Genomic DNA, 17,218 nt, shown 5'->3' with positions numbered 1-17,218 from the left:
AAGTGGCGAGCACTGCCAGTCAATTGGGTGAGGTTGCAACCCGTGTGGTGCAGGTCTCGAACGCCTCGATGACCAACTCGGATCAGCAGGCCTACCGCACCGAAAGCGTTGCCGCCGCCATCAATCAGCTGGGCGCCGCCGCCCAGGAAATCGCTCAGAACGCCGCACGCACTTCGCAGCAGTCCAGCGACGCCAGTCAGCTGGCCGGTGAAGGCCAAAGCGTGGTGCAGCAGACCATCACCGCCATGCACCAGCTGTCCGGCAAGATCAGCGATTCGTGCGTCAATATCGAAAGCCTGAATGAGAAGACTGCCAACATCGGGCAGATCCTCGAAGTGATCACCAGTATTTCGCAGCAGACCAACCTGCTGGCGCTCAACGCCGCGATCGAAGCGGCGCGCGCCGGCGAGGCCGGGCGTGGGTTTGCGGTGGTGGCCGACGAGGTCCGTAACCTGGCGCACCGCACCCAGGATTCCGCTCAACAGGTCAAGACCATGATCGAGGAGCTGCAGGTCGGCGCTCGCGAGGCGGTCGGCAACATGACCGAAAGCCAGCGCCAGAGCGAGGACAGCGTGTCCGTGGCCAATCGTGCGGGCGAGCGACTGGGCAGCGTCACCCGTCGGATTGACGAAATCAACGGCATGAACCAGTCGGTCGCGGCAGCTACCGAAGAACAGACCTCGGTGGTGGAGTCGATCAACGTCGACATTACCCAGATCAACACCTTGAACCAGCAGGGCGTCGACAACCTGCGCCAGACTCTGGCCGCCTGTAATTCGCTCGAAGAGCAGGCTGCGCGCCTGCAACAGCTGGTGGGCAGTTTCCGCATCTGACCCTGACCCGACACTGCCGGCCGCAATGGCCGGCGGTGTCTTCACTGCCTTGCCCCGTCTTCTTCGCGCTTGCTGCGCGCCTTCCTGAAACATAACCGCCGAAAAACTGTTATCGCCTCGTAATAGACAGTTCATGCCCCTGCAATAACCGGGGTCCAGTCTTGCTGACAACCGAACGCGACCTCACCGGTTGCCAACGAGACAGAGAAGCTTTTCATGAACGCTGCGATCCATGTCGACGGTCTGAACAAGACCTTTTCACGCAAGAGCGCTTTGGTAGACCTCATGTTGTCTATACAACAGGGCGAAATGGTAGCGCTGATCGGCGCTTCGGGTTCCGGCAAGTCCACGCTGCTGCGCCACATGGCAGGGCTGGTGTGCTGCGACCGCGCCAATGGCGGTCAGGTCCGGGTGCTGGGCCGCGAGGTGCAGGCTGCCGGCCGCCTGAACGGCGAGGTGCGCCGGTTGCGCTCCGACATCGGCTATATCTTCCAGCAATTCAACCTGGTCAATCGACTAAGCGTGCTCGACAACGTATTGATTGGCTGCCTGGGCCGCATGTCGCGCTGGCGCGGCAACCTTGCGATGTTCAACGCCGAGGAAAAGCAGCGTGCGATGGCCTCGCTGGAGCGCGTCGGCCTTGCCGATCTTGCCGGTCAGCGCGCATCGACCCTGTCGGGTGGCCAGCAACAGCGCGTGGCCATTGCCCGTGCGCTGACCCAGCAGGCTGAAGTGATTCTGGCCGACGAACCCATTGCCTCGCTGGACCCGGAGTCGGCGCGCAGGGTCATGGAGATTCTTGCGGACATCAACCGCCGCGACGGCAAAACCGTGGTCGTCACTCTGCATCAGGTCGACTACGCCGTGCGTTATTGCCCGCGTGCCGTCGCCCTGAAGAGCGGACGCATCCATTTCGACGGCGCCGCCCAGGATCTCGACAGCCAGTTCCTCAACGACCTTTACGGGGCCGATGTGGACACCAGTCTCATGATCTCGACTCAGGGCCGGCGTGCCGACAGCGCGCCACCGCTGGCGCTGGCCAAAATCTGATTCCCACCGTCCCATCCAACGAATGCACTCATGCGAGCGCATTCAACCGCATGAAACCACTCAGGAGCGCTTACATGTTCAACCGCATCGGTCGCGTCCTCGCGTCTGCCGCCTTGCTGACCAGCTGTGTGCTGGGCACTGCTCAGGCGGATGACAAGGTTATCAACTTCGGCATCATGTCCACCGAGTCTTCGCAAAACCTCAAGGCCATCTGGCAGCCGTTCCTCGACGACATGGGCAAGCAGACCGGTCTGAAAATCAACGCCACGTTCGCTTCGGATTACGCCGGGCTGATTCAGGGCATGCGCTTCAACAAGGTCGACGTGGCCTGGCTCGGCAACAAGGCGGCCATCGAGGCGGTGGACCGCTCCAATGGTGAGATCTTTGCCCAGACCACCGCAGCCAACGGCTCGGCGGGGTACTACAGCCTGCTGATCGCGCGCAAGGACAGCCCGATCAACTCGGTCGAGGACATGCTCAAGAATGCCAAAACCCTGACCTTCGGCAACGGCGATCCGAACTCCACCTCCGGCTACCTGGTGCCTGGCTACTACGTGTTCGCCCAGAACCATGTTGACGCCTCGACCGCTTTCAAACGCGCGCTCAACTCCAGTCACGAGGTCAACGCGCTGAGCGTCGCCAAGGGCCAGCTGGATGTCGCGACGTTCAACAGCGAAGGCTGGGACCGCCTGGCCGTGACCCAGCCAGACAGCCTCAAGCAACTGAAGGTGATCTGGAAGTCGCCGATCATCCCGTCCGATCCGATGGTCTGGAGCAAGACGCTGTCGGCCGAGAACAAGAACAAAATCCGCGAATTCTTTACCGGCTACGGTGACAGCGCCGAGGAGAAGGCAGTGCTCGCCAACATGCAGCAAGGCCGCTTCATTACCTCCAGTGACGATCAGCTGTTGCCGATCCGCCAGCTGGAACTGTTCAAGCAGCGTACTGAAGTAAACGCCAGCAACACCCTGAGCGCGGACGAGAAAGCCACGCGTCTCAAGGATATCGACGCCAGCCTTGGCAAGTTGCAGGAGCGCATCACCGAGCTGAACAAGAAGGCCGGTGCCAGCAGCGCCGGTTGATCGGCCAGGGCGCGGCGCACAAGGCCGCGCCCGTTCGGTTTCTTATCAGGAATTGCATATGACCACTTACGTTGCAAACGCCCAGGCCGTCGGCAAACGCGGCTGGACCGCTTACCTGGGTTGGGGGCTGCTTCTGGCGGCGCTCGCCTGGGCCTGGCAGGGCGCGGAAATGAACCCGCTGGCGCTGGTCCGCGACTCGGCCAACATGGCGACCTTCGCGTCGGATTTCTTCCCGCCTGACTTCCGCGAGTGGCGCAGCTACCTCAAGGAAATGCTGGTCACGATCCAGATTGCGCTGTGGGGCACGGTGCTGGCCATCGTCTGTTCGGTGCCGCTGGGCATTCTCTGCGCCGAGAACATCACGCCGTGGTGGGTGCATCTGCCATTGCGCCGCTGCATGGACGCGTTCCGTTCGATCAACGAAATGGTGTTCGCCATGCTGTTCGTGGTGGCGGTAGGTCTGGGCCCTTTCGCTGGTGTGCTGGCGCTGTGGATCAGCACCACCGGGGTCCTCGCGAAACTGTTTGCCGAAGCCGTCGAAGCCATCGATCCGGGACCCGTGGAAGGCGTGCGGGCAACCGGGGCCAGTGCTCTGCAGGAAGTCATCTACGGCGTCATTCCGCAGGTCATGCCGTTGTGGATTTCCTATGCTCTGTATCGTTTCGAGTCCAACGTGCGTTCGGCCACCGTGGTCGGCATGGTCGGGGCGGGCGGGATCGGCGTGATCCTCTGGGAGAACATTCGCGCGTTCGAGTTCATGCAGACCAGCGCCGTGCTGCTGGTGATCATCATTGTGGTCAGCCTGATCGACATCGTGTCCCAGCGCTTGCGCAAGCAATTCATCTGACGAGGGGTGCCGCACGGCGCTTTTTTTAAACATGCAGTTGTCTAGACAAGCAGAACCGGTGTACCGCGAACTGGCGGACACCTTGCGCCAGGAGCTTGGCGACTACCAGCCGGGTGAATATCTGCCGGCCGAGTTCCAGTTGGCCGAGCGCTTCAGTGTCAATCGCCACACGGTACGTCGTGCCATCGACGAGCTGGTGCGCGAAGGCAGCGTGCTGCGCCGCCAGGGCAAGGGCACGCAGGTGCTGGATCGCCCGCTGATTTATCCGGTCCAGGCCGACAGCGCCTACAGCCAGTCGCTTTCAGCGCAAGGCGTGGGCGTCGAAGCGGTGCTGTTGCTGCGTCGGCCCTGCGTCGCCAGCCGCGAAGATGCCCGGCATCTGGGCCTTGCCGAACACGCACCGCTGATCGAACTGCAGACCCTGCGCAAGCTCGACGGCCAGCCAGTCAGCCTGATCCGTCATCGCTACTGCGCCAGCCTGACCGAGTTGCTCGCGGACTATCGGGGCGGGTCGGTTCGCCAGTATCTGGCGGACCGCGAGCTGCCGTTGAGCCGCGATCTGAGTCTGATCGGCGCGCGCCTGCCGGGGCGTGAAGAAGCAGGGCTGCTGCTGATGCCACGCCACTTGCCGGTACTCACCGTGCTGACCGTTTCCAGTGATCGTTCCGGACGCCCGGTGGAGCTTGCCCAGTCCACCAGCCGCTCGGATCGCTTCCAATATCAGGTGACAACATGACGCAGACATCTACCGCGCAACTGTCGCCGGACCTCGCTGCTCGCCAGCGCTGGATCGGCATCCTCGCGCGTGCCCGGTTCGAGGAACTGAGCCCTCACCAGAGCGCGCTATGCGACACCGAATATCAAATGATTCGCGCCCCGGAAATCGGCATGACGCTGGTGCGCGGCCGCATGGGCGGGACCGGCGCGGCGTTCAACGTCGGCGAAATGAGCGTCACCCGCTGTGTGGTCCGACTGGCCGACGGGCGTACCGGTTACAGCTATCTGGCCGGGCGTGACAAGCGCCACGCCGAACTGGCCGCACTGGCGGACGCGCATTTGCAAGGCGCTCGCCAGGCATGGTGGCTGGACGAGTTGATCGAGCCGCTGGCACAGGCGCAAGCCGCGCGCCGGGCGCGACAGGATGCCGAAACCGCGGCAACCAAAGTCGAGTTCTTTACCCTGGTTCGAGGAGAAGACTGATGAACGCCATCCTTCTGCAACCGGCCTTCAACGATCCGGTGCTCGATGCCCAGCGCAGCTTTCGCGCCGCGCTCGACGCCCTGGCTCGTCCCGGCGTCGTGCAAACGCTGATGCCGGCGCAACTGCCGCCCGCGCTGCACGGCCTCGACAGCGCGACCCACGCCTTGTGCCTGGCCCTGCTGGATCTGGACACGCCACTGTGGCTGGCGCCGGCGTTCGACACGCCGGCCATTCGCGCCAACCTGGCGTTTCACTGCGGCTGTCCACTGGTCAGCGAGCGCCGCGCCGCACGTTTCGCATTGCTCGATGGCGCCTACGCCGACGATCTGAGCGACTTCGATACCGGCAACGACCGCTATCCGGACCAGTCCTGCACCTTGCTGGTCCAGCTGCCTGACCTCAATGGCGGCGCGTCCCTGCACTGGAGCGGGCCGGGGATCGAACAGGCGATTTGCACTGATCTGCCGGTGCCTGCCGGATTCTGGAGCCAGCGCGCCGCGCGCAACGAATTCCCGCGCGGGCTGGATGTGTTCTTTCTGGCCGGCAGCCGGATCATCGGCCTGCCGCGCAGCACTCGTGTACAGGAGCGTGCCTGATGTATGTCGCCGTGAAAGGTGGCGAGCACGCCATCGATAATGCCCACCGCTTGCTGGCCAGCCGCCGTCGTGGCGATACCGCCGTGGCGGAACTGGGCGTCGAGCAGATCCGCCAGCAATTGCCGTTGGCGGTCGCCCGGGTCATGACCGAAGGTTCGCTGTACGACGAGCAACTCGCGGCGCTGGCCATCAAGCAGGCGGCCGGCGATCTGGTAGAAGCAATCTTTCTGCTGCGCGCCTATCGCACGACCCTGCCGCGCTTTTGCGCCAGCCTGCCGATCGATACTTCCAGCATGCAACTGAGCCGACGGCTGTCGGCAACTTTCAAGGACGTGCCGGGCGGGCAGCTGTTGGGGCCGACGTTCGACTATACCCATCGCCTGCTGGATTTCACCCTGCTGGCCGAAGGCGAATATCCGGGCCCGAGCATCACGCCTGATGCGCCGCTTGAGCCGTGCCCGCGGGTGCTGGATGTGCTGGCCAGGGAAGGGCTGATCAAGACCGAAGCCGATGACGGCCAGAGCGTTGCTGACATCACTCGTGAGCCTCTGGAGTATCCGTCCAGCCGCGCCGAACGCCTGCAAGCGCTGGCGCGGGGTGACGAGGGTTTCTTGCTGGCGCTGGGTTATTCGACCCAACGCGGCTATGGCCGCAACCATCCGTTCGCCGGTGAAATCCGCATCGGAGAGGTAGAGGTATGGATCGAGCCGGAGGAGCTGGGTTTCCCCATCACCCTCGGCGCCATCGAAATCACCGAATGCGAGATGGTCAACCAGTTCGTCGGCTCGGCCAGCGAACCACCACAGTTCACCCGTGGCTATGGCCTGGCGTTCGGTCAGGCGGAACGCAAGGCGATGGGCATGGCGCTGGTGGATCGTTCGCTGCGAGCCGAGGAGTACAACGAGCAGATCCAGTCTCCGGCACAGCAGGAAGAATTCGTGCTGTCGCACTGCGACAACGTCGAGGCTGCCGGTTTCGTCTCGCACCTCAAACTGCCGCATTACGTGGACTTCCAGTCCGAGCTGGAGCTGATCCGCAAACTGCGCAAGCCGGCCGCCGCTTCAGAGATCAAGCCTGGGGAGAACCAACAATGAACGCAGCGCAAACCCGGGACAGCGAATACAACTTCGCCTATCTGGACGAACAGACCAAACGCATGATCCGCCGCGCGTTGCTCAAGGCCGTGGCCATTCCGGGCTACCAGGTGCCGTTCGGCGGTCGGGAAATGCCGCTGCCCTACGGCTGGGGCACCGGCGGCATGCAGCTGACCGCCGCGATCCTCGGTGCGCAGGACGTGCTCAAGGTTATCGACCAGGGCGCCGACGACACCACCAATGCGGTGTCCATCCGCAGGTTCTTCTCGCGCACCGCCGGTATCGCCACCACTGAGCGAACCCCTGAGGCGACAGTGATCCAGACCCGTCACCGGATTCCGGAAACCGCGCTGCAAGCCGGGCAGATTCTGGTCTATCAGGTGCCGATTCCCGAACCGCTGCGCTTCATCGAGCCGTCGGAGACCGAGACCCGCACCATGCATGCGCTGGACGACTACGGCGTCATGCACGTCAAGCTCTACGAAGACATCGCCACTTTCGGCCATATCGCCACCAGTTACGCCTATCCGGTGATGGTCGACGAGCGCTACGTAATGGACCCGTCGCCGATCCCCAAATTCGACAACCCCAAGCTGGACATGAGCCCGGCCCTGATGCTGTTCGGTGCCGGACGGGAAAAGCGGCTCTACGCCGTGCCGCCGTACACGCGGGTGACGAGCCTGGATTTCGAGGACCATCCTTTCGAAGTGCAGCGCTGGGAGCAGTGCTGCGCTATCTGTGGCAGTCGCGATTCCTATCTTGATGAACTGATCCTCGACGATGCGGGCACCCAGAGTTTCGTCTGCTCCGATACCGATTACTGCGCGCAGCGCGTCAGCCAGAAGGAGGGCCGCGAATGACCGCCGCCCCAAGCTTGCCAGTTGTTGAAAGTCGTCAGGCCGGGCGCGACCAGCCACTGCTCAAGGTGCGTGGACTGACGCGCCTTTACGGCCCGGAGAAAGGCTGCAAGGACGTCAGCTTCGACCTGTATCCGGGTGAGGTGCTGGGCATTGTCGGCGAGTCCGGCTCCGGCAAGTCGACCTTGCTGTCGCTGCTCAGCGGTCGCTGCCCGCCGGATCGCGGCAACGTCGGTTATCGCGACACGCAGCACCGCTGGCTTGACCTGTACAGCGCCAGCGAAGCCGAACGCCGCACGTTGCTGCGCACTGAATGGGGCTTTGTCGAGCAGAACCCCAGGGACGGCCTGCGCATGGGCGTCTCCGCGGGAGCCAACATCGGCGAGCGTTTGATGGCACAGGGCGTTCGCAACTACGGCGCATTGCGCGGCGCGGGGCTGGACTGGCTGAGCCAGGTGGAAATCGACCCGCAACGCATCGACGACTTGCCGCGTACCTTTTCCGGGGGCATGCAGCAGCGCCTGCAGATCGCCCGCAATCTGGTGTCGAGCCCGCGACTGGTGTTCATGGACGAGCCTACCGGCGGCCTCGATGTGTCGGTGCAGGCACGACTGCTCGACCTGCTGCGCGGCCTCGTGCGCGAACTGGACCTGGCGGTGGTGATCGTCACCCACGACCTGGCCGTGGCGCGTCTGCTGGCCGACCGGCTGATGGTCATGCGCCGCTCCGAGGTGGTGGAAACCGGCCTCACCGACCAGATCCTCGACGATCCACAGCACCCGTATTCGCAACTGCTGGTGTCCTCGGTACTGCAACCGTGAACCGGCCAAAGGGAAGCGTCTGATGAATACCTTGATCGAGGTCCGTGACCTCTCGAAAACCTTCACGCTGCATCAACAGAACGGCGTGGTACTCAACGTGCTGCGCGGCCTGAATTTCTCGGTGCGGGGCGGCGAATGTCTGGTCCTGCACGGCCATTCCGGAGCAGGCAAAAGCACCTTGCTGCGCACGCTGTATGGCAACTATCTGCCGGCAGGCGGGAGCATTCGCCTGCAACATGATGGGCAATGGGTCGAGCTGGTGGGTGCCGAGCCGCGCCAGGTGCTGGACGTCAGGCGGCGCACGCTGGGTTATGTCAGCCAGTTCCTGCGCGTCATCCCGCGCGTCAGCAGCCTTGACGTGGTGATGGAGCCGGCGCTGGCGCGAGGCTGGCCGCGTGATCAGGCGCGACAGCGCGCCGAAGCGTTGCTGACCCGGCTCAACATCGCTCCACGCCTCTGGCAGCTGGCGCCGAGCACCTTTTCCGGCGGCGAGCAGCAGCGCATCAACATCGCCCGCGGCTTCATGGTGCCCTGGCCGGTCCTGTTGCTCGACGAACCCACCGCATCGCTGGACGAAACCAACGGCCAGGTGGTGCTGGAACTGATCGACGAAGCCAAGGCCGCGGGCACTGCCGTGATCGGCATTTTCCATGACCGCATCGCCCGTGAGGCAGTTGCCGACCGCCATCTGGACATGACCCCGCTGGACCTCACTGCCAAGGAGTTGCTGCAATGCTGAGCGAACAGATCTTTACCAATGCCAGGATCGTCACCGGCGAGCAGGTATTCAGCGGCACCGTGGTCAGTCGCGACGGAGTGATCGTCGATGTCACGGCGGGCCGCAGTTCGGTCAGCCAGGCGCTGGACCTGCAAGGCGACTATCTGTTGCCGGGTCTGGTTGAGCTGCACACCGATAATCTGGAAAAGCACCTTTCGCCGCGCCCCGGCGTGGACTGGCCCTCGACCTCGGCGGTCATCAGTCATGATGCCCAGATTGTCGCCGCCGGCATCACCACGGTGTTTGACGCGCTGTCCATCGGCGACGTCAACCCCAAAGGCAAACGCATGCAGCAACTGCCGGCCATGCTCGAAGCCATCGCCGCCGCCAACGCCGCTGGCCTGACTCGCGCCGAGCACCTGCTGCACCTGCGCTGCGAGGTCAGCCATCCGGACACCCTGGGCGTGTTTCGCGATTTGGTCGGGCAGCCACTGGTGCAGCTGGTTTCGGTGATGGATCACGCTCCCGGCCAGCGCCAGTTTGCCCTCGAATCAAAGTACCGCGAGTACTACATGGGCAAGTACCACCTCAGCCCTGAAGACATGGAGCGTTTCATCGTCGAGCAGGTGGCGAACTCCGCGCGTTACGCCGATGCCTACCGCAGTGCCATTGTCCAACTGTGCCATGCGCGCAATCTGGCCATTGCCAGCCACGATGACGCGACTGCGGCCCACGTCGAGGAATCGGCGGGTTACGGGATGAACATTGCCGAGTTCCCGACCACGCTGGAGGCCGCGCACAGTTGCCGGCGGCTGGGCATGAGCGTGTTGATGGGGGCGCCGAACGTGGTGCGCGGCGGATCGCACTCCGGTAATGTGGCGGCGACCGATCTGGCCCGAGAAGGGCTACTGGATATTCTGTCCAGCGATTATTATCCGGCCAGCCTGCTGCAGGCGGCGTTCATGCTTGCTCAACCGGACGACGAGCAGACGCTTGCCCAGGCAATCAATACGGTCAGCGGCGCGCCCGCCAGGGCGGCAGGGCTGATGGATCGCGGGGAAATCCGGGTCGGTTTGCGCGCCGACCTGGTCCAGGCGCGGACACACGGCAGCCTGCCGGTGATCCAGAGCGTGTGGCGACAAGGCAAGAGGGTGTTCTGATGGCTGGCAGATTGATCTATCTCATCGGGCCGTCCGGTTCAGGCAAGGACAGCCTGCTGGACGCCGCGCGCGAAACGCTGGCGGCGCGCGGCTGCCGCATCGTGCGGCGGGTGATTACTCGTTCGGCCGAAGCGGTTGGCGAAGCGGCGCAGGCGGTGAGCGTCGAGCAGTTCGAGACGATGCGCCAGCAAGGCGCGTTCGCCTTGAGCTGGCAGGCCAACGGCTTGCACTACGGCATCCCGATCGAGATCGATCAATGGCTGCAACAGGGGCATGACGTGTTGATCAATGGCTCTCGGGCGCACTTGCCGCAGGCGCAACAGCGTTATCCGGGGCTGCTCGCGGTGCTGCTGACCGTCGAGCAGAACGTGCTGCGTCGCCGTCTGCTGGCGCGGGGACGCGAATCAATAGTGGAAATCGAAGCGCGACTGGAGCGCAATGCGCGCTTCGCCGGCGAGCTGCTGTCTGGCAACCCGTCGGTGCGGCTGCTGGATAACTCCGGCGACCTGCAGGAAACCGTCGCCGCGCTGATCAGCCATATAGAGCATCAACCTGCATGCGCCTGACGCTGCTGGGCACCGGCGACGCGCGGCAGGTTCCGGTCTATGGCTGTGCATGCCCGGCCTGTGTTGCGGCGTCGGCGGATGCGCGTCTGCGACGCCTGCCGTGCAGCGCATTGATCGAGTGTGACGGGCAGCGCTGGTTGATCGACAGCGGTTTACCGGACCTCACCGAGCGGTTTGCGCCGCACAGCCTGAGCGGCATTTTGCAGACCCATTACCACGCCGACCATGCACAGGGCTTGCTGCACTTGCGCTGGGGGCAGGGGCTGGTGATACCGGTTCACGGGCCGGCCGATCCGGAAGGACTGGCGGACCTGTACAAGCATCCCGGGATTCTGGACTTCAGCCAGCCCTTCGCAGCGTTGGAAACCCGTACGTTCGGCGGTCTGCAAGTCACCGCGCTGCCGTTGGTGCATTCCAGGCCGACCTTCGGCTACTTGCTGCAAGGTAGCGGCCGGACGCTGGCGTATCTGACCGACACCGTCGGCCTGCCTGATGACACCGCTCGTTATCTGCGGGGCCAGCGGCTGGATGCATTGATTCTCGACTGCTCCATGCCGCCGCAGCCGCAAACCCCACGCAACCACAACGACCTGACGCTCGCGCTGAAGACCATCGAACAGCTGCAACCGGCCAGCGCCATCCTGACCCACATCGGCCACACCCTGGACGCCTGGCTGATCGCCGAGCCACGTCAACTGCCTGCGAACGTGCTGGTCGGGCGGGAAGGGATGGTGATCTGATCCCAAAGGCTTGGCGCAGTACCTGAAGGAGCAGGCTCGCTTGTGTCTTCAGGTCCGAAGTGTGCCGCAGTCCTGTGGGAGCCAGCTTGCTGGCGAGGACGCCCGTGTTGATCACACATCTTCATCGCCTGATCGAAGATCTCGCCAGCAAGCTGGCTCCTACATGGACTGGCGTTGCCCGCAAGAGCTGCATGCGCGCTTGAGCAAGGCCTTGCTCCCGCTGCGCGCCAGATCGCAGGCGAGCGAAGTTGTCGGTCGCTGCAGACACATTAGGCAGCCGCCCGCCGGCATCGTGCATCCTGCCCAGTCACGTCTAGGCTCAACCCGCACCTTCGACGCGCCGGGTCCGGTGTACGTCGCTCGAACGTCGCTTTCTCCTGATAGCTCTACATCACACGAGGATCACTCGCTATGAGCCTGTTGAAAGTCAAAGACGGTACCGAGATTTACTACAAGGACTGGGGGACCGGTCAGCCGGTGGTGTTCTCCCACGGCTGGCCGCTGGACGCCGATGCCTGGGACAGCCAGATGAATTTCCTGGGGCGCCACGGGCTGCGGGTTATCGCCCATGACCGGCGGGGCCATGGTCGTTCCGGACAAAGCTGGGACGGCAACGAGATGGACACCTACGCCGACGATCTGGCGCAGCTGTTCGAGGCGCTGGATCTCAAGGAAGCGATCATGATCGGCCACTCCACTGGTGGCGGCGAAGTGGCCCGTTACATCGGCCGTCATGGGACGTCGCGGGTTGCCAAGGCGGTGTTGATCGGCGCTGTTCCACCGCTGATGCTGCAGACCGTAGCCAACCCTGACGGCCTGCCCATCGAGGTGTTCGACCAGATCCGCGAGGGCGTTGCCACCAACCGCTCGCAGTTCTTCAAAGACCTGGCGGTGCCTTTCTATGGTTTCAATCGAGAGGGTGCGCCAGCTTCACAGGGCATCATCGATGCGTTCTGGGCCATCGGCATGCTGGGTTCGATCAAGGGCGAGCTGGACTGCATCAAGGCGTTCTCCGAAACCGATTTCACCGAAGACTTGCGCCGTTTCGACGTACCGACGCTGATCCTGCATGGCGACGACGACCAGATCGTGCCGCTCGGCGCTTCGGCGCTCAAGGCCGTGGAACTGGTTCAGGGCGCGGTACTGAAGATCATCCCCGGCGCGCCGCACGGTATGTGCACGACCCTGGCCGACGAGATCAATCGTTATCTGCTGGAGTTCATCCGCCAACCCTAGCTTCCATCCCTGCTGATCCACCCTGTTCGGGAGGCCGGCCGGCCTCTCGAACCCAGGCTTCTCAACCCTTGGGTCCCGAACCGGTTCTAGACCTGCGTGGCGATCCACATCCAGACAGGCAGAGTAACAGCCGACAGCGCGGTGGTCAGGCAGATTGCCGAGCTGGTCTTCTGGCTATCTTCCAGCACACGGGCGAAGCCCAGCACATTGACGCCGCAGGGGCAGGCGCTCATCAGCATGAGCACCGCGCGCGGCATGCCATCGATATTCAGCAGGACACAGGCCAGCAACACCAGTAGCGGCATCAGCGCCAGCTTGGCGAAACTGATGCCCAATGCCTCGGCGCTGGGCGTCAGACGGTAGCCGGCCAGGTTGGCGCCCAGCACGATCAGCGCGCAGGGCAGGGCGGCGTGGGCCAGCCAGCCGCTCAGCTGGTCTGCCCAGCCGGGCAGCGGCACGCCGGACAGGTTGACCGCCATGCCCAGCAGCAGGCCGATGATGATCGGGTTGGCGAGGCTGGACACCAGCGTGCGCGCATTGAACGGGGCGTCTCCAGCAAGACTTTCGTAAAAGCTCTGAAAGCTGAACAGCAACAGGCTGTGCACCGCGATCACAGTGAATAACAGCACCAGCCCCGGGTTGCCGAACAGATCGGCAACCAGTGGCAGGCCGATCAGCATGTTGTTGGAAAAGCTGGCGGTAAGGCCGAAGGGTGTCGGGCGATGAACGAAGCGGTGGACAACCAGATTGACCAGCGAGAACACCAGCAGCGCCGGTATGAAATAAGCCGCGAGGATGCTCAGGTCCAGGCCGTCCTGAAGATGGGCATGGACCATGCCGGTAAACAGCACCATCGGCAGAAACAGCTTGAACGCCAGATTGCTCAGCGCCCGATTGCCCTCTGTCGACAGGGCGCCGCGCCTTGCCAGTACGTAACCCAGAACAATCAGCAGGAATATCGGCAGGATGGCTTGGGTAACGGCCACGGGTCTCGCTCCATGAGGAATGGCCGCGCAGTATGACTGAGCGCGACCGTTTTTTCCTCCACGCCGGGCGGGCGGCGCGGGTCATGCCGGCTCAGTAACCGGCGGCGGCACCATTGCTGCGCGGGTCGAATGCACCCTCGAACAGGCCGTTGGGCGTGCGTACGGCCGCTGCTGCATGGCCCATGGTTTCGGTAAACGCGCCCAGCACTTCCACCTCATGACCTAATGCTTTCAGGCGGTCTATGACCTGCGGAGCAAAACGGGACTCCAGTTTCAACGAGTCACTGCTTTCGCCCCAGGTCCGGCCCAGCAGCCAGCGCGGCGCGGTGACCGCTTGCTGTAGTGACTGACCGAACACGGCATAACGGCTGAACACTGCGGCCTGGGTCTGCGGCTGACCGTCGCCACCCATCGTGCCGTAGACCAGCGTGCGACCATCGGCCAGTCGCGCGGCGGCGGGGTTCAAGGTGTGAAACGGCTTTTTGCCCGGACGCAATGCCAGCACGTGGGCCGGGTCCAGGCTGAAGGAGGCACCACGGTTCTGCCAGTTAAGGCCGCTGCGCGGCAGTACAACGCCGCTGCCGAACTCGTGATAGATGCTCTGGATGAACGAAACGGCAAGCCCGTTGCTGTCGATCACGCCCATCCAGATCGTGTCGCCCGGACCTTTGCCCTGACCCCAGGCGGCGGCACGCTCCGGGTCGATCTGCTGCGCCATGCTCTGCAGCGCTTCGGGCGTCAGACAGGCTTGCGGGTCGATGGTCATGTCCTGTGGATCGGTGATGTGCTCGTCGCGCACGCCAAACGCCAGCTTGGTGGCTTCCACCAGCGTGTGAATATGGGCCGCGCTGTCCGCCTCACAATCGCTTAACCCGGCGTGATCCGCGATGCCCAGAATCAGTTGCGAAACCAGGCCCTGGCTGGGTGGCGGCAGGTTGTAGACGGTGCCGGCACTGTGCGTCAGCTCCAGCGGTCGAACGCGTCTGGCGCGATAGCCAGCAAGGTCGTCGCGCGTGACCGGGCAGCCCAGCGCTTGCAGATCCTCGGCGATGTCGTCGCCCAATTTGCCGCGATAGAAGCTGTCCAGGCCTTCGTTCGCCAGGGTGTTCAGAGTCTGCGCCAGTCGCGGCTGGCGAAACAGCGCGCCGGCGGCGGGCACTTCGCCTTCCTGAAGGAAAGTGTCGGCAAAACCCGGTATGTCCTGCAGCTCAGCCAGTTTGCCGCGGGTCGCGGCGTGCTGGGACTCGGTCACCGGAATACCGGCGCTGGCGTAGTGGATTGCGTCGGCGAGCAGGCGGGACACCGGCAGCTTGCCGCCCATTTCCCCTGACACGGCCAGCGCTTCCTGCCAACCGCCGACGGTACCGGCAACGGTCAAAGCCGCGGACGGGCCGCGCGAGGGAATGCGCGGCAGGTCGGCGTAGCGCTCCAGCGTTGCCAGGCTTCCTGCGGGGCCGCTGGCATCGATTGCGACGGGCGCACCGGACGGTGGCACGATCAGCCAGAAGCCGTCACCTCCCAGGCTGTTCATGTGCGGGTAAACCACCGCGATGGACGCGGCAGCAGCGACCATCGCTTCAATGGCATTGCCGCCTTCGCGCAGGACCGCCAGCGCCGACTGGGCGGCGAGGCTGTGCGGAGCAACGGCGATACCGCGAGCGGCGAGGGTGGTGTTGAGCATCAGATGATTCCTTGTTCAGGCAACCCGGTTCGTGCGGGCATGGTTCGGGCAGGAGCGCGCCTGCCCGTGACGACGGACTCAGGCAACCACGGCGTTTTTGGCGACCCAGTTACTGCGCATGCGCTTGAGTACGAAGAAGGCCAGGAAGGCGGTGATGATATCGAAGCTGATGGCTACCGCGAAGACCGGTGTCCAGCTGTCGGTGTACTGGTGCAACAGTGCCGCGACCGGACCGCCGAAGATCGACCCGATGCCTTGCGCCATATACAGGAAGCCGTAATTGGTAGTGGCGTTTTTCGTGCCGAAGGTGTCGGTCAGGGTCGACGGGAACAGCGAGAAAATTTCGCCCCAACCCAGGAAGACCACACCCGACAGCAGCACGAACAGCACAGGGTTGTCGCTGGTGGTCAGCCACAGAGTCATGGCCACGCCTTCGAAGAAGAACGCGAACGCCATGGTGTTCTCGCGGCCCCAGCGGTCCGAGATCCAGCCGAACAGAGGCCGGGTCAGGCCGTTGCAGATGCGGTCGATGGTCAAGGCCAGCGGCAACGCGGCCATGCCGAACACCATTACGTCGGTCATGCCGAAATCCTTGGCGAAGCTGGCCATCTGCGAGGTCACCATCAGACCCGAGGTGGACATCATGGCGAACATTGCGAACATCAGCCAGAACACCTTGGTCTTGAGCATTTGTCTGGGCGTGAAGTCGGCAACCGTCGCCACTACTTGCGGCTGGGCTATCTCGCGGGCAGCAGGCGGCTGGCGCAGAAACTGTGAAGCGATCAGACCGACAATGCCCAGAATGACGCCGAACGTGGTCATGGTGGTCTCCATGCCGACGTCGCGCAGGCTGTTGCTGATCGGGAAGGTGGTGATCATCGCGCCCATGCCGTAGCCGGCCGCTACCGCGCCGGCCGCAAGACCGCGGCGGTCGGGAAACCAGCGAACCATCAGCCCGATGATGCCGACATAGACAATGCCCGTGCCCAGACCGCCCAGCAGACCATAAGTAAGGTACAGCGAGGTCAGCGAGTTGGCATGACTGGCCAATACCCAACTAAGACCGGATACCGCGCAGCCAACGGCAATCAACTTGCGAATACCGAATCGGTCAACCAGAAAACCCTGAACAGGGGAAAAGAAAGTCTGAAGAACAATCAACAGGGAAAACGTTATTTGAACCTGGGCCAATGAGGCGCCGAGTTTTATGGTCAATGGGCCGGTGAACAAAGTCCAGACGTATTGCGGACTGGAAATCGCCATCATGCACACCATGCCGGCCACCAGCTGGTACCAGCGTGATTGTGTGTTTGCAGTGGTGGTGGCATTCAGATCGAGCGTCTTGCTGATCATGGAAGATTCCTCGCTGTATTAACAGGTTGCCCGAAGATATCGGGTGGGCATGCCAGTAATTAGCAAGGGGTGTGCCATATTTATTAATGAAGTTGGAATAAGTTTGTAAATCTGAGTGATGTTGAATCAGGTATTAGATGGCGGGCACGGTTTATTCCTGTGTGATTCACAGTTGGTTCATATTTGAAAGTGCATATAAAACTGGTTGAACAACCAAGACCTTACGCTTTCCCGCAAGGGTCATCTAGCGCTAATGAGCCAAGCTGTGTCGCCAAACGGACAGAATTGAAATATCCCGATTCTATGGCCTTGCTGGCATGCCCAGTGACAGTGCGCTTGCACCTCGAAGGCGCACGGCATCTGCTCCGGCCGCCTGATTTTGCGATGAAAGCTCATGA

At 63.1% G+C, this 17,218-nt stretch carries 18 protein-coding genes; 15 read left to right on the top strand and 3 right to left on the bottom strand.

Annotation, left to right across the window (positions count from 1 at the left end):
• Positions 1 to 68 precede the first annotated feature (68 nt).
• From J3P77_RS13605 to J3P77_RS13535, 15 genes are all read left to right on the top strand, one after another.
• A complete protein-coding gene (locus J3P77_RS13605) occupies positions 69 to 833 on the top strand; it encodes a methyl-accepting chemotaxis protein (protein WP_434682008.1) in 765 nt (254 codons plus the stop codon).
• Between the two features lie 216 nt (positions 834 to 1,049).
• The gene (gene phnC / locus J3P77_RS13600; RefSeq protein ID WP_434677142.1) at positions 1,050 to 1,883 is read left to right on the top strand and encodes a phosphonate ABC transporter ATP-binding protein; all 834 of its coding nucleotides are present in this window, start codon (positions 1,050 to 1,052) and stop codon (positions 1,881 to 1,883) included.
• Positions 1,884 to 1,957: 74 nt separating this feature from the next.
• Positions 1,958 to 2,965 carry a phosphonate ABC transporter substrate-binding protein gene (phnD, locus tag J3P77_RS13595; protein WP_434677141.1) on the top strand — a complete coding sequence of 336 codons (1,008 nt, stop codon included), beginning with the start codon at positions 1,958 to 1,960 and terminating at the stop codon, positions 2,963 to 2,965.
• A 58-nt stretch (positions 2,966 to 3,023) separates the two neighbouring features.
• The gene (phnE, locus tag J3P77_RS13590; RefSeq protein ID WP_434677140.1) at positions 3,024 to 3,812 is read left to right on the top strand and encodes a phosphonate ABC transporter, permease protein PhnE; all 789 of its coding nucleotides are present in this window, start codon (positions 3,024 to 3,026) and stop codon (positions 3,810 to 3,812) included.
• Between the two features lie 31 nt (positions 3,813 to 3,843).
• Entirely contained in the window at positions 3,844 to 4,548 is a 705-nt protein-coding gene (gene phnF / locus J3P77_RS13585) for a phosphonate metabolism transcriptional regulator PhnF (RefSeq protein WP_434677139.1), read from the top strand.
• Positions 4,545 to 5,012: a phosphonate C-P lyase system protein PhnG gene (phnG, locus tag J3P77_RS13580; RefSeq protein ID WP_434677138.1), complete on the top strand. Its 468-nt coding sequence runs from the start codon at positions 4,545 to 4,547 to the stop codon at positions 5,010 to 5,012. The genes phnF and phnG overlap by 4 nt, the downstream gene beginning before the upstream one ends.
• A complete protein-coding gene (phnH, locus tag J3P77_RS13575; protein WP_434677137.1) occupies positions 5,012 to 5,608 on the top strand; it encodes a phosphonate C-P lyase system protein PhnH in 597 nt (198 codons plus the stop codon). Before phnG ends, phnH begins: the two co-directional genes overlap by 1 nt.
• Positions 5,608 to 6,702: a carbon-phosphorus lyase complex subunit PhnI gene (locus J3P77_RS13570; RefSeq protein WP_434677136.1), complete on the top strand. Its 1,095-nt coding sequence runs from the start codon at positions 5,608 to 5,610 to the stop codon at positions 6,700 to 6,702. The genes phnH and J3P77_RS13570 overlap by 1 nt, the downstream gene beginning before the upstream one ends.
• Positions 6,699 to 7,562 (top strand): alpha-D-ribose 1-methylphosphonate 5-phosphate C-P-lyase PhnJ, encoded by an 864-nt coding sequence (locus J3P77_RS13565; RefSeq protein ID WP_434677135.1) that lies wholly within the window; start codon positions 6,699 to 6,701, stop codon positions 7,560 to 7,562. Before J3P77_RS13570 ends, J3P77_RS13565 begins: the two co-directional genes overlap by 4 nt.
• Positions 7,559 to 8,380 (top strand): phosphonate C-P lyase system protein PhnK, encoded by an 822-nt coding sequence (gene phnK / locus J3P77_RS13560; RefSeq protein ID WP_434677134.1) that lies wholly within the window; start codon positions 7,559 to 7,561, stop codon positions 8,378 to 8,380. Before J3P77_RS13565 ends, phnK begins: the two co-directional genes overlap by 4 nt.
• Before the next feature lie 22 nt (positions 8,381 to 8,402).
• Positions 8,403 to 9,119 carry a phosphonate C-P lyase system protein PhnL gene (gene phnL / locus J3P77_RS13555; RefSeq protein WP_434677133.1) on the top strand — a complete coding sequence of 239 codons (717 nt, stop codon included), beginning with the start codon at positions 8,403 to 8,405 and terminating at the stop codon, positions 9,117 to 9,119.
• Positions 9,113 to 10,258 (top strand): alpha-D-ribose 1-methylphosphonate 5-triphosphate diphosphatase, encoded by a 1,146-nt coding sequence (locus J3P77_RS13550; RefSeq protein WP_434677132.1) that lies wholly within the window; start codon positions 9,113 to 9,115, stop codon positions 10,256 to 10,258. Before phnL ends, J3P77_RS13550 begins: the two co-directional genes overlap by 7 nt.
• Positions 10,258 to 10,824: a phosphonate metabolism protein/1,5-bisphosphokinase (PRPP-forming) PhnN gene (phnN, locus tag J3P77_RS13545; RefSeq protein ID WP_434677131.1), complete on the top strand. Its 567-nt coding sequence runs from the start codon at positions 10,258 to 10,260 to the stop codon at positions 10,822 to 10,824. The genes J3P77_RS13550 and phnN overlap by 1 nt, the downstream gene beginning before the upstream one ends.
• Positions 10,815 to 11,564, top strand: coding sequence for a phosphonate metabolism protein PhnP (gene phnP, locus J3P77_RS13540; protein WP_434677130.1), 750 nt, complete (start codon positions 10,815 to 10,817; stop codon positions 11,562 to 11,564). Before phnN ends, phnP begins: the two co-directional genes overlap by 10 nt.
• Positions 11,565 to 11,975: 411 nt before the next feature.
• A complete protein-coding gene (locus J3P77_RS13535) occupies positions 11,976 to 12,800 on the top strand; it encodes an alpha/beta fold hydrolase (protein WP_434677129.1) in 825 nt (274 codons plus the stop codon).
• A gap of 86 nt (positions 12,801 to 12,886) precedes the next feature.
• On the opposite strand, the gene J3P77_RS13530 is transcribed toward J3P77_RS13535, so the two are convergent.
• From J3P77_RS13530 to oxlT, 3 genes are all read right to left on the bottom strand, one after another.
• The gene (locus J3P77_RS13530; RefSeq protein ID WP_434677128.1) at positions 12,887 to 13,786 is read right to left on the bottom strand and encodes an AEC family transporter; all 900 of its coding nucleotides are present in this window, start codon (positions 13,784 to 13,786) and stop codon (positions 12,887 to 12,889) included.
• A gap of 91 nt (positions 13,787 to 13,877) precedes the next feature.
• A complete protein-coding gene (locus tag J3P77_RS13525; RefSeq protein WP_434677127.1) occupies positions 13,878 to 15,467 on the bottom strand; it encodes a gamma-glutamyltransferase family protein in 1,590 nt (529 codons plus the stop codon).
• 78 nt (positions 15,468 to 15,545) lie between these two features.
• On the bottom strand, positions 15,546 to 16,820 hold the full coding sequence (gene oxlT, locus J3P77_RS13520; RefSeq protein WP_434677126.1) for an oxalate/formate MFS antiporter: 1,275 nt from the start codon (positions 16,818 to 16,820) through the stop codon (positions 15,546 to 15,548).
• Between the last annotated feature and the right edge of the window lie 398 nt (positions 16,821 to 17,218).

The sequence above is a fragment of the Pseudomonas sp. R1-18 genome (assembly GCF_051132095.1).
Classification (GTDB): domain Bacteria; phylum Pseudomonadota; class Gammaproteobacteria; order Pseudomonadales; family Pseudomonadaceae; genus Aquipseudomonas.
The sequence above is the reverse complement of the archived record's forward strand: the minus strand, read 5'-3'. Positions and strand labels throughout refer to the sequence as shown.

What these genes read in the sequence shown, in the direction of transcription:
- J3P77_RS13605 (WP_434682008.1), top strand. Translation starts at nt 69, where the DNA reads ATGACCAACTCGGATCAGCAGGCCTACCGCACCGAAAGCGTTGCCGCC.
- phnC (WP_434677142.1), top strand. Translation starts at nt 1,050, where the DNA reads ATGAACGCTGCGATCCATGTCGACGGTCTGAACAAGACCTTTTCACGC.
- phnD (WP_434677141.1), top strand. Translation starts at nt 1,958, where the DNA reads ATGTTCAACCGCATCGGTCGCGTCCTCGCGTCTGCCGCCTTGCTGACC.
- phnE (WP_434677140.1), top strand. Translation starts at nt 3,024, where the DNA reads ATGACCACTTACGTTGCAAACGCCCAGGCCGTCGGCAAACGCGGCTGG.
- phnF (WP_434677139.1), top strand. Translation starts at nt 3,844, where the DNA reads ATGCAGTTGTCTAGACAAGCAGAACCGGTGTACCGCGAACTGGCGGAC.
- phnG (WP_434677138.1), top strand. Translation starts at nt 4,545, where the DNA reads ATGACGCAGACATCTACCGCGCAACTGTCGCCGGACCTCGCTGCTCGC.
- phnH (WP_434677137.1), top strand. Translation starts at nt 5,012, where the DNA reads ATGAACGCCATCCTTCTGCAACCGGCCTTCAACGATCCGGTGCTCGAT.
- J3P77_RS13570 (WP_434677136.1), top strand. Translation starts at nt 5,608, where the DNA reads ATGTATGTCGCCGTGAAAGGTGGCGAGCACGCCATCGATAATGCCCAC.
- J3P77_RS13565 (WP_434677135.1), top strand. Translation starts at nt 6,699, where the DNA reads ATGAACGCAGCGCAAACCCGGGACAGCGAATACAACTTCGCCTATCTG.
- phnK (WP_434677134.1), top strand. Translation starts at nt 7,559, where the DNA reads ATGACCGCCGCCCCAAGCTTGCCAGTTGTTGAAAGTCGTCAGGCCGGG.
- phnL (WP_434677133.1), top strand. Translation starts at nt 8,403, where the DNA reads ATGAATACCTTGATCGAGGTCCGTGACCTCTCGAAAACCTTCACGCTG.
- J3P77_RS13550 (WP_434677132.1), top strand. Translation starts at nt 9,113, where the DNA reads ATGCTGAGCGAACAGATCTTTACCAATGCCAGGATCGTCACCGGCGAG.
- phnN (WP_434677131.1), top strand. Translation starts at nt 10,258, where the DNA reads ATGGCTGGCAGATTGATCTATCTCATCGGGCCGTCCGGTTCAGGCAAG.
- phnP (WP_434677130.1), top strand. Translation starts at nt 10,815, where the DNA reads ATGCGCCTGACGCTGCTGGGCACCGGCGACGCGCGGCAGGTTCCGGTC.
- J3P77_RS13535 (WP_434677129.1), top strand. Translation starts at nt 11,976, where the DNA reads ATGAGCCTGTTGAAAGTCAAAGACGGTACCGAGATTTACTACAAGGAC.
- J3P77_RS13525 (WP_434677127.1), bottom strand. Translation starts at nt 15,467, where the DNA reads ATGCTCAACACCACCCTCGCCGCTCGCGGTATCGCCGTTGCTCCGCAC.
- oxlT (WP_434677126.1), bottom strand. Translation starts at nt 16,820, where the DNA reads ATGATCAGCAAGACGCTCGATCTGAATGCCACCACCACTGCAAACACA.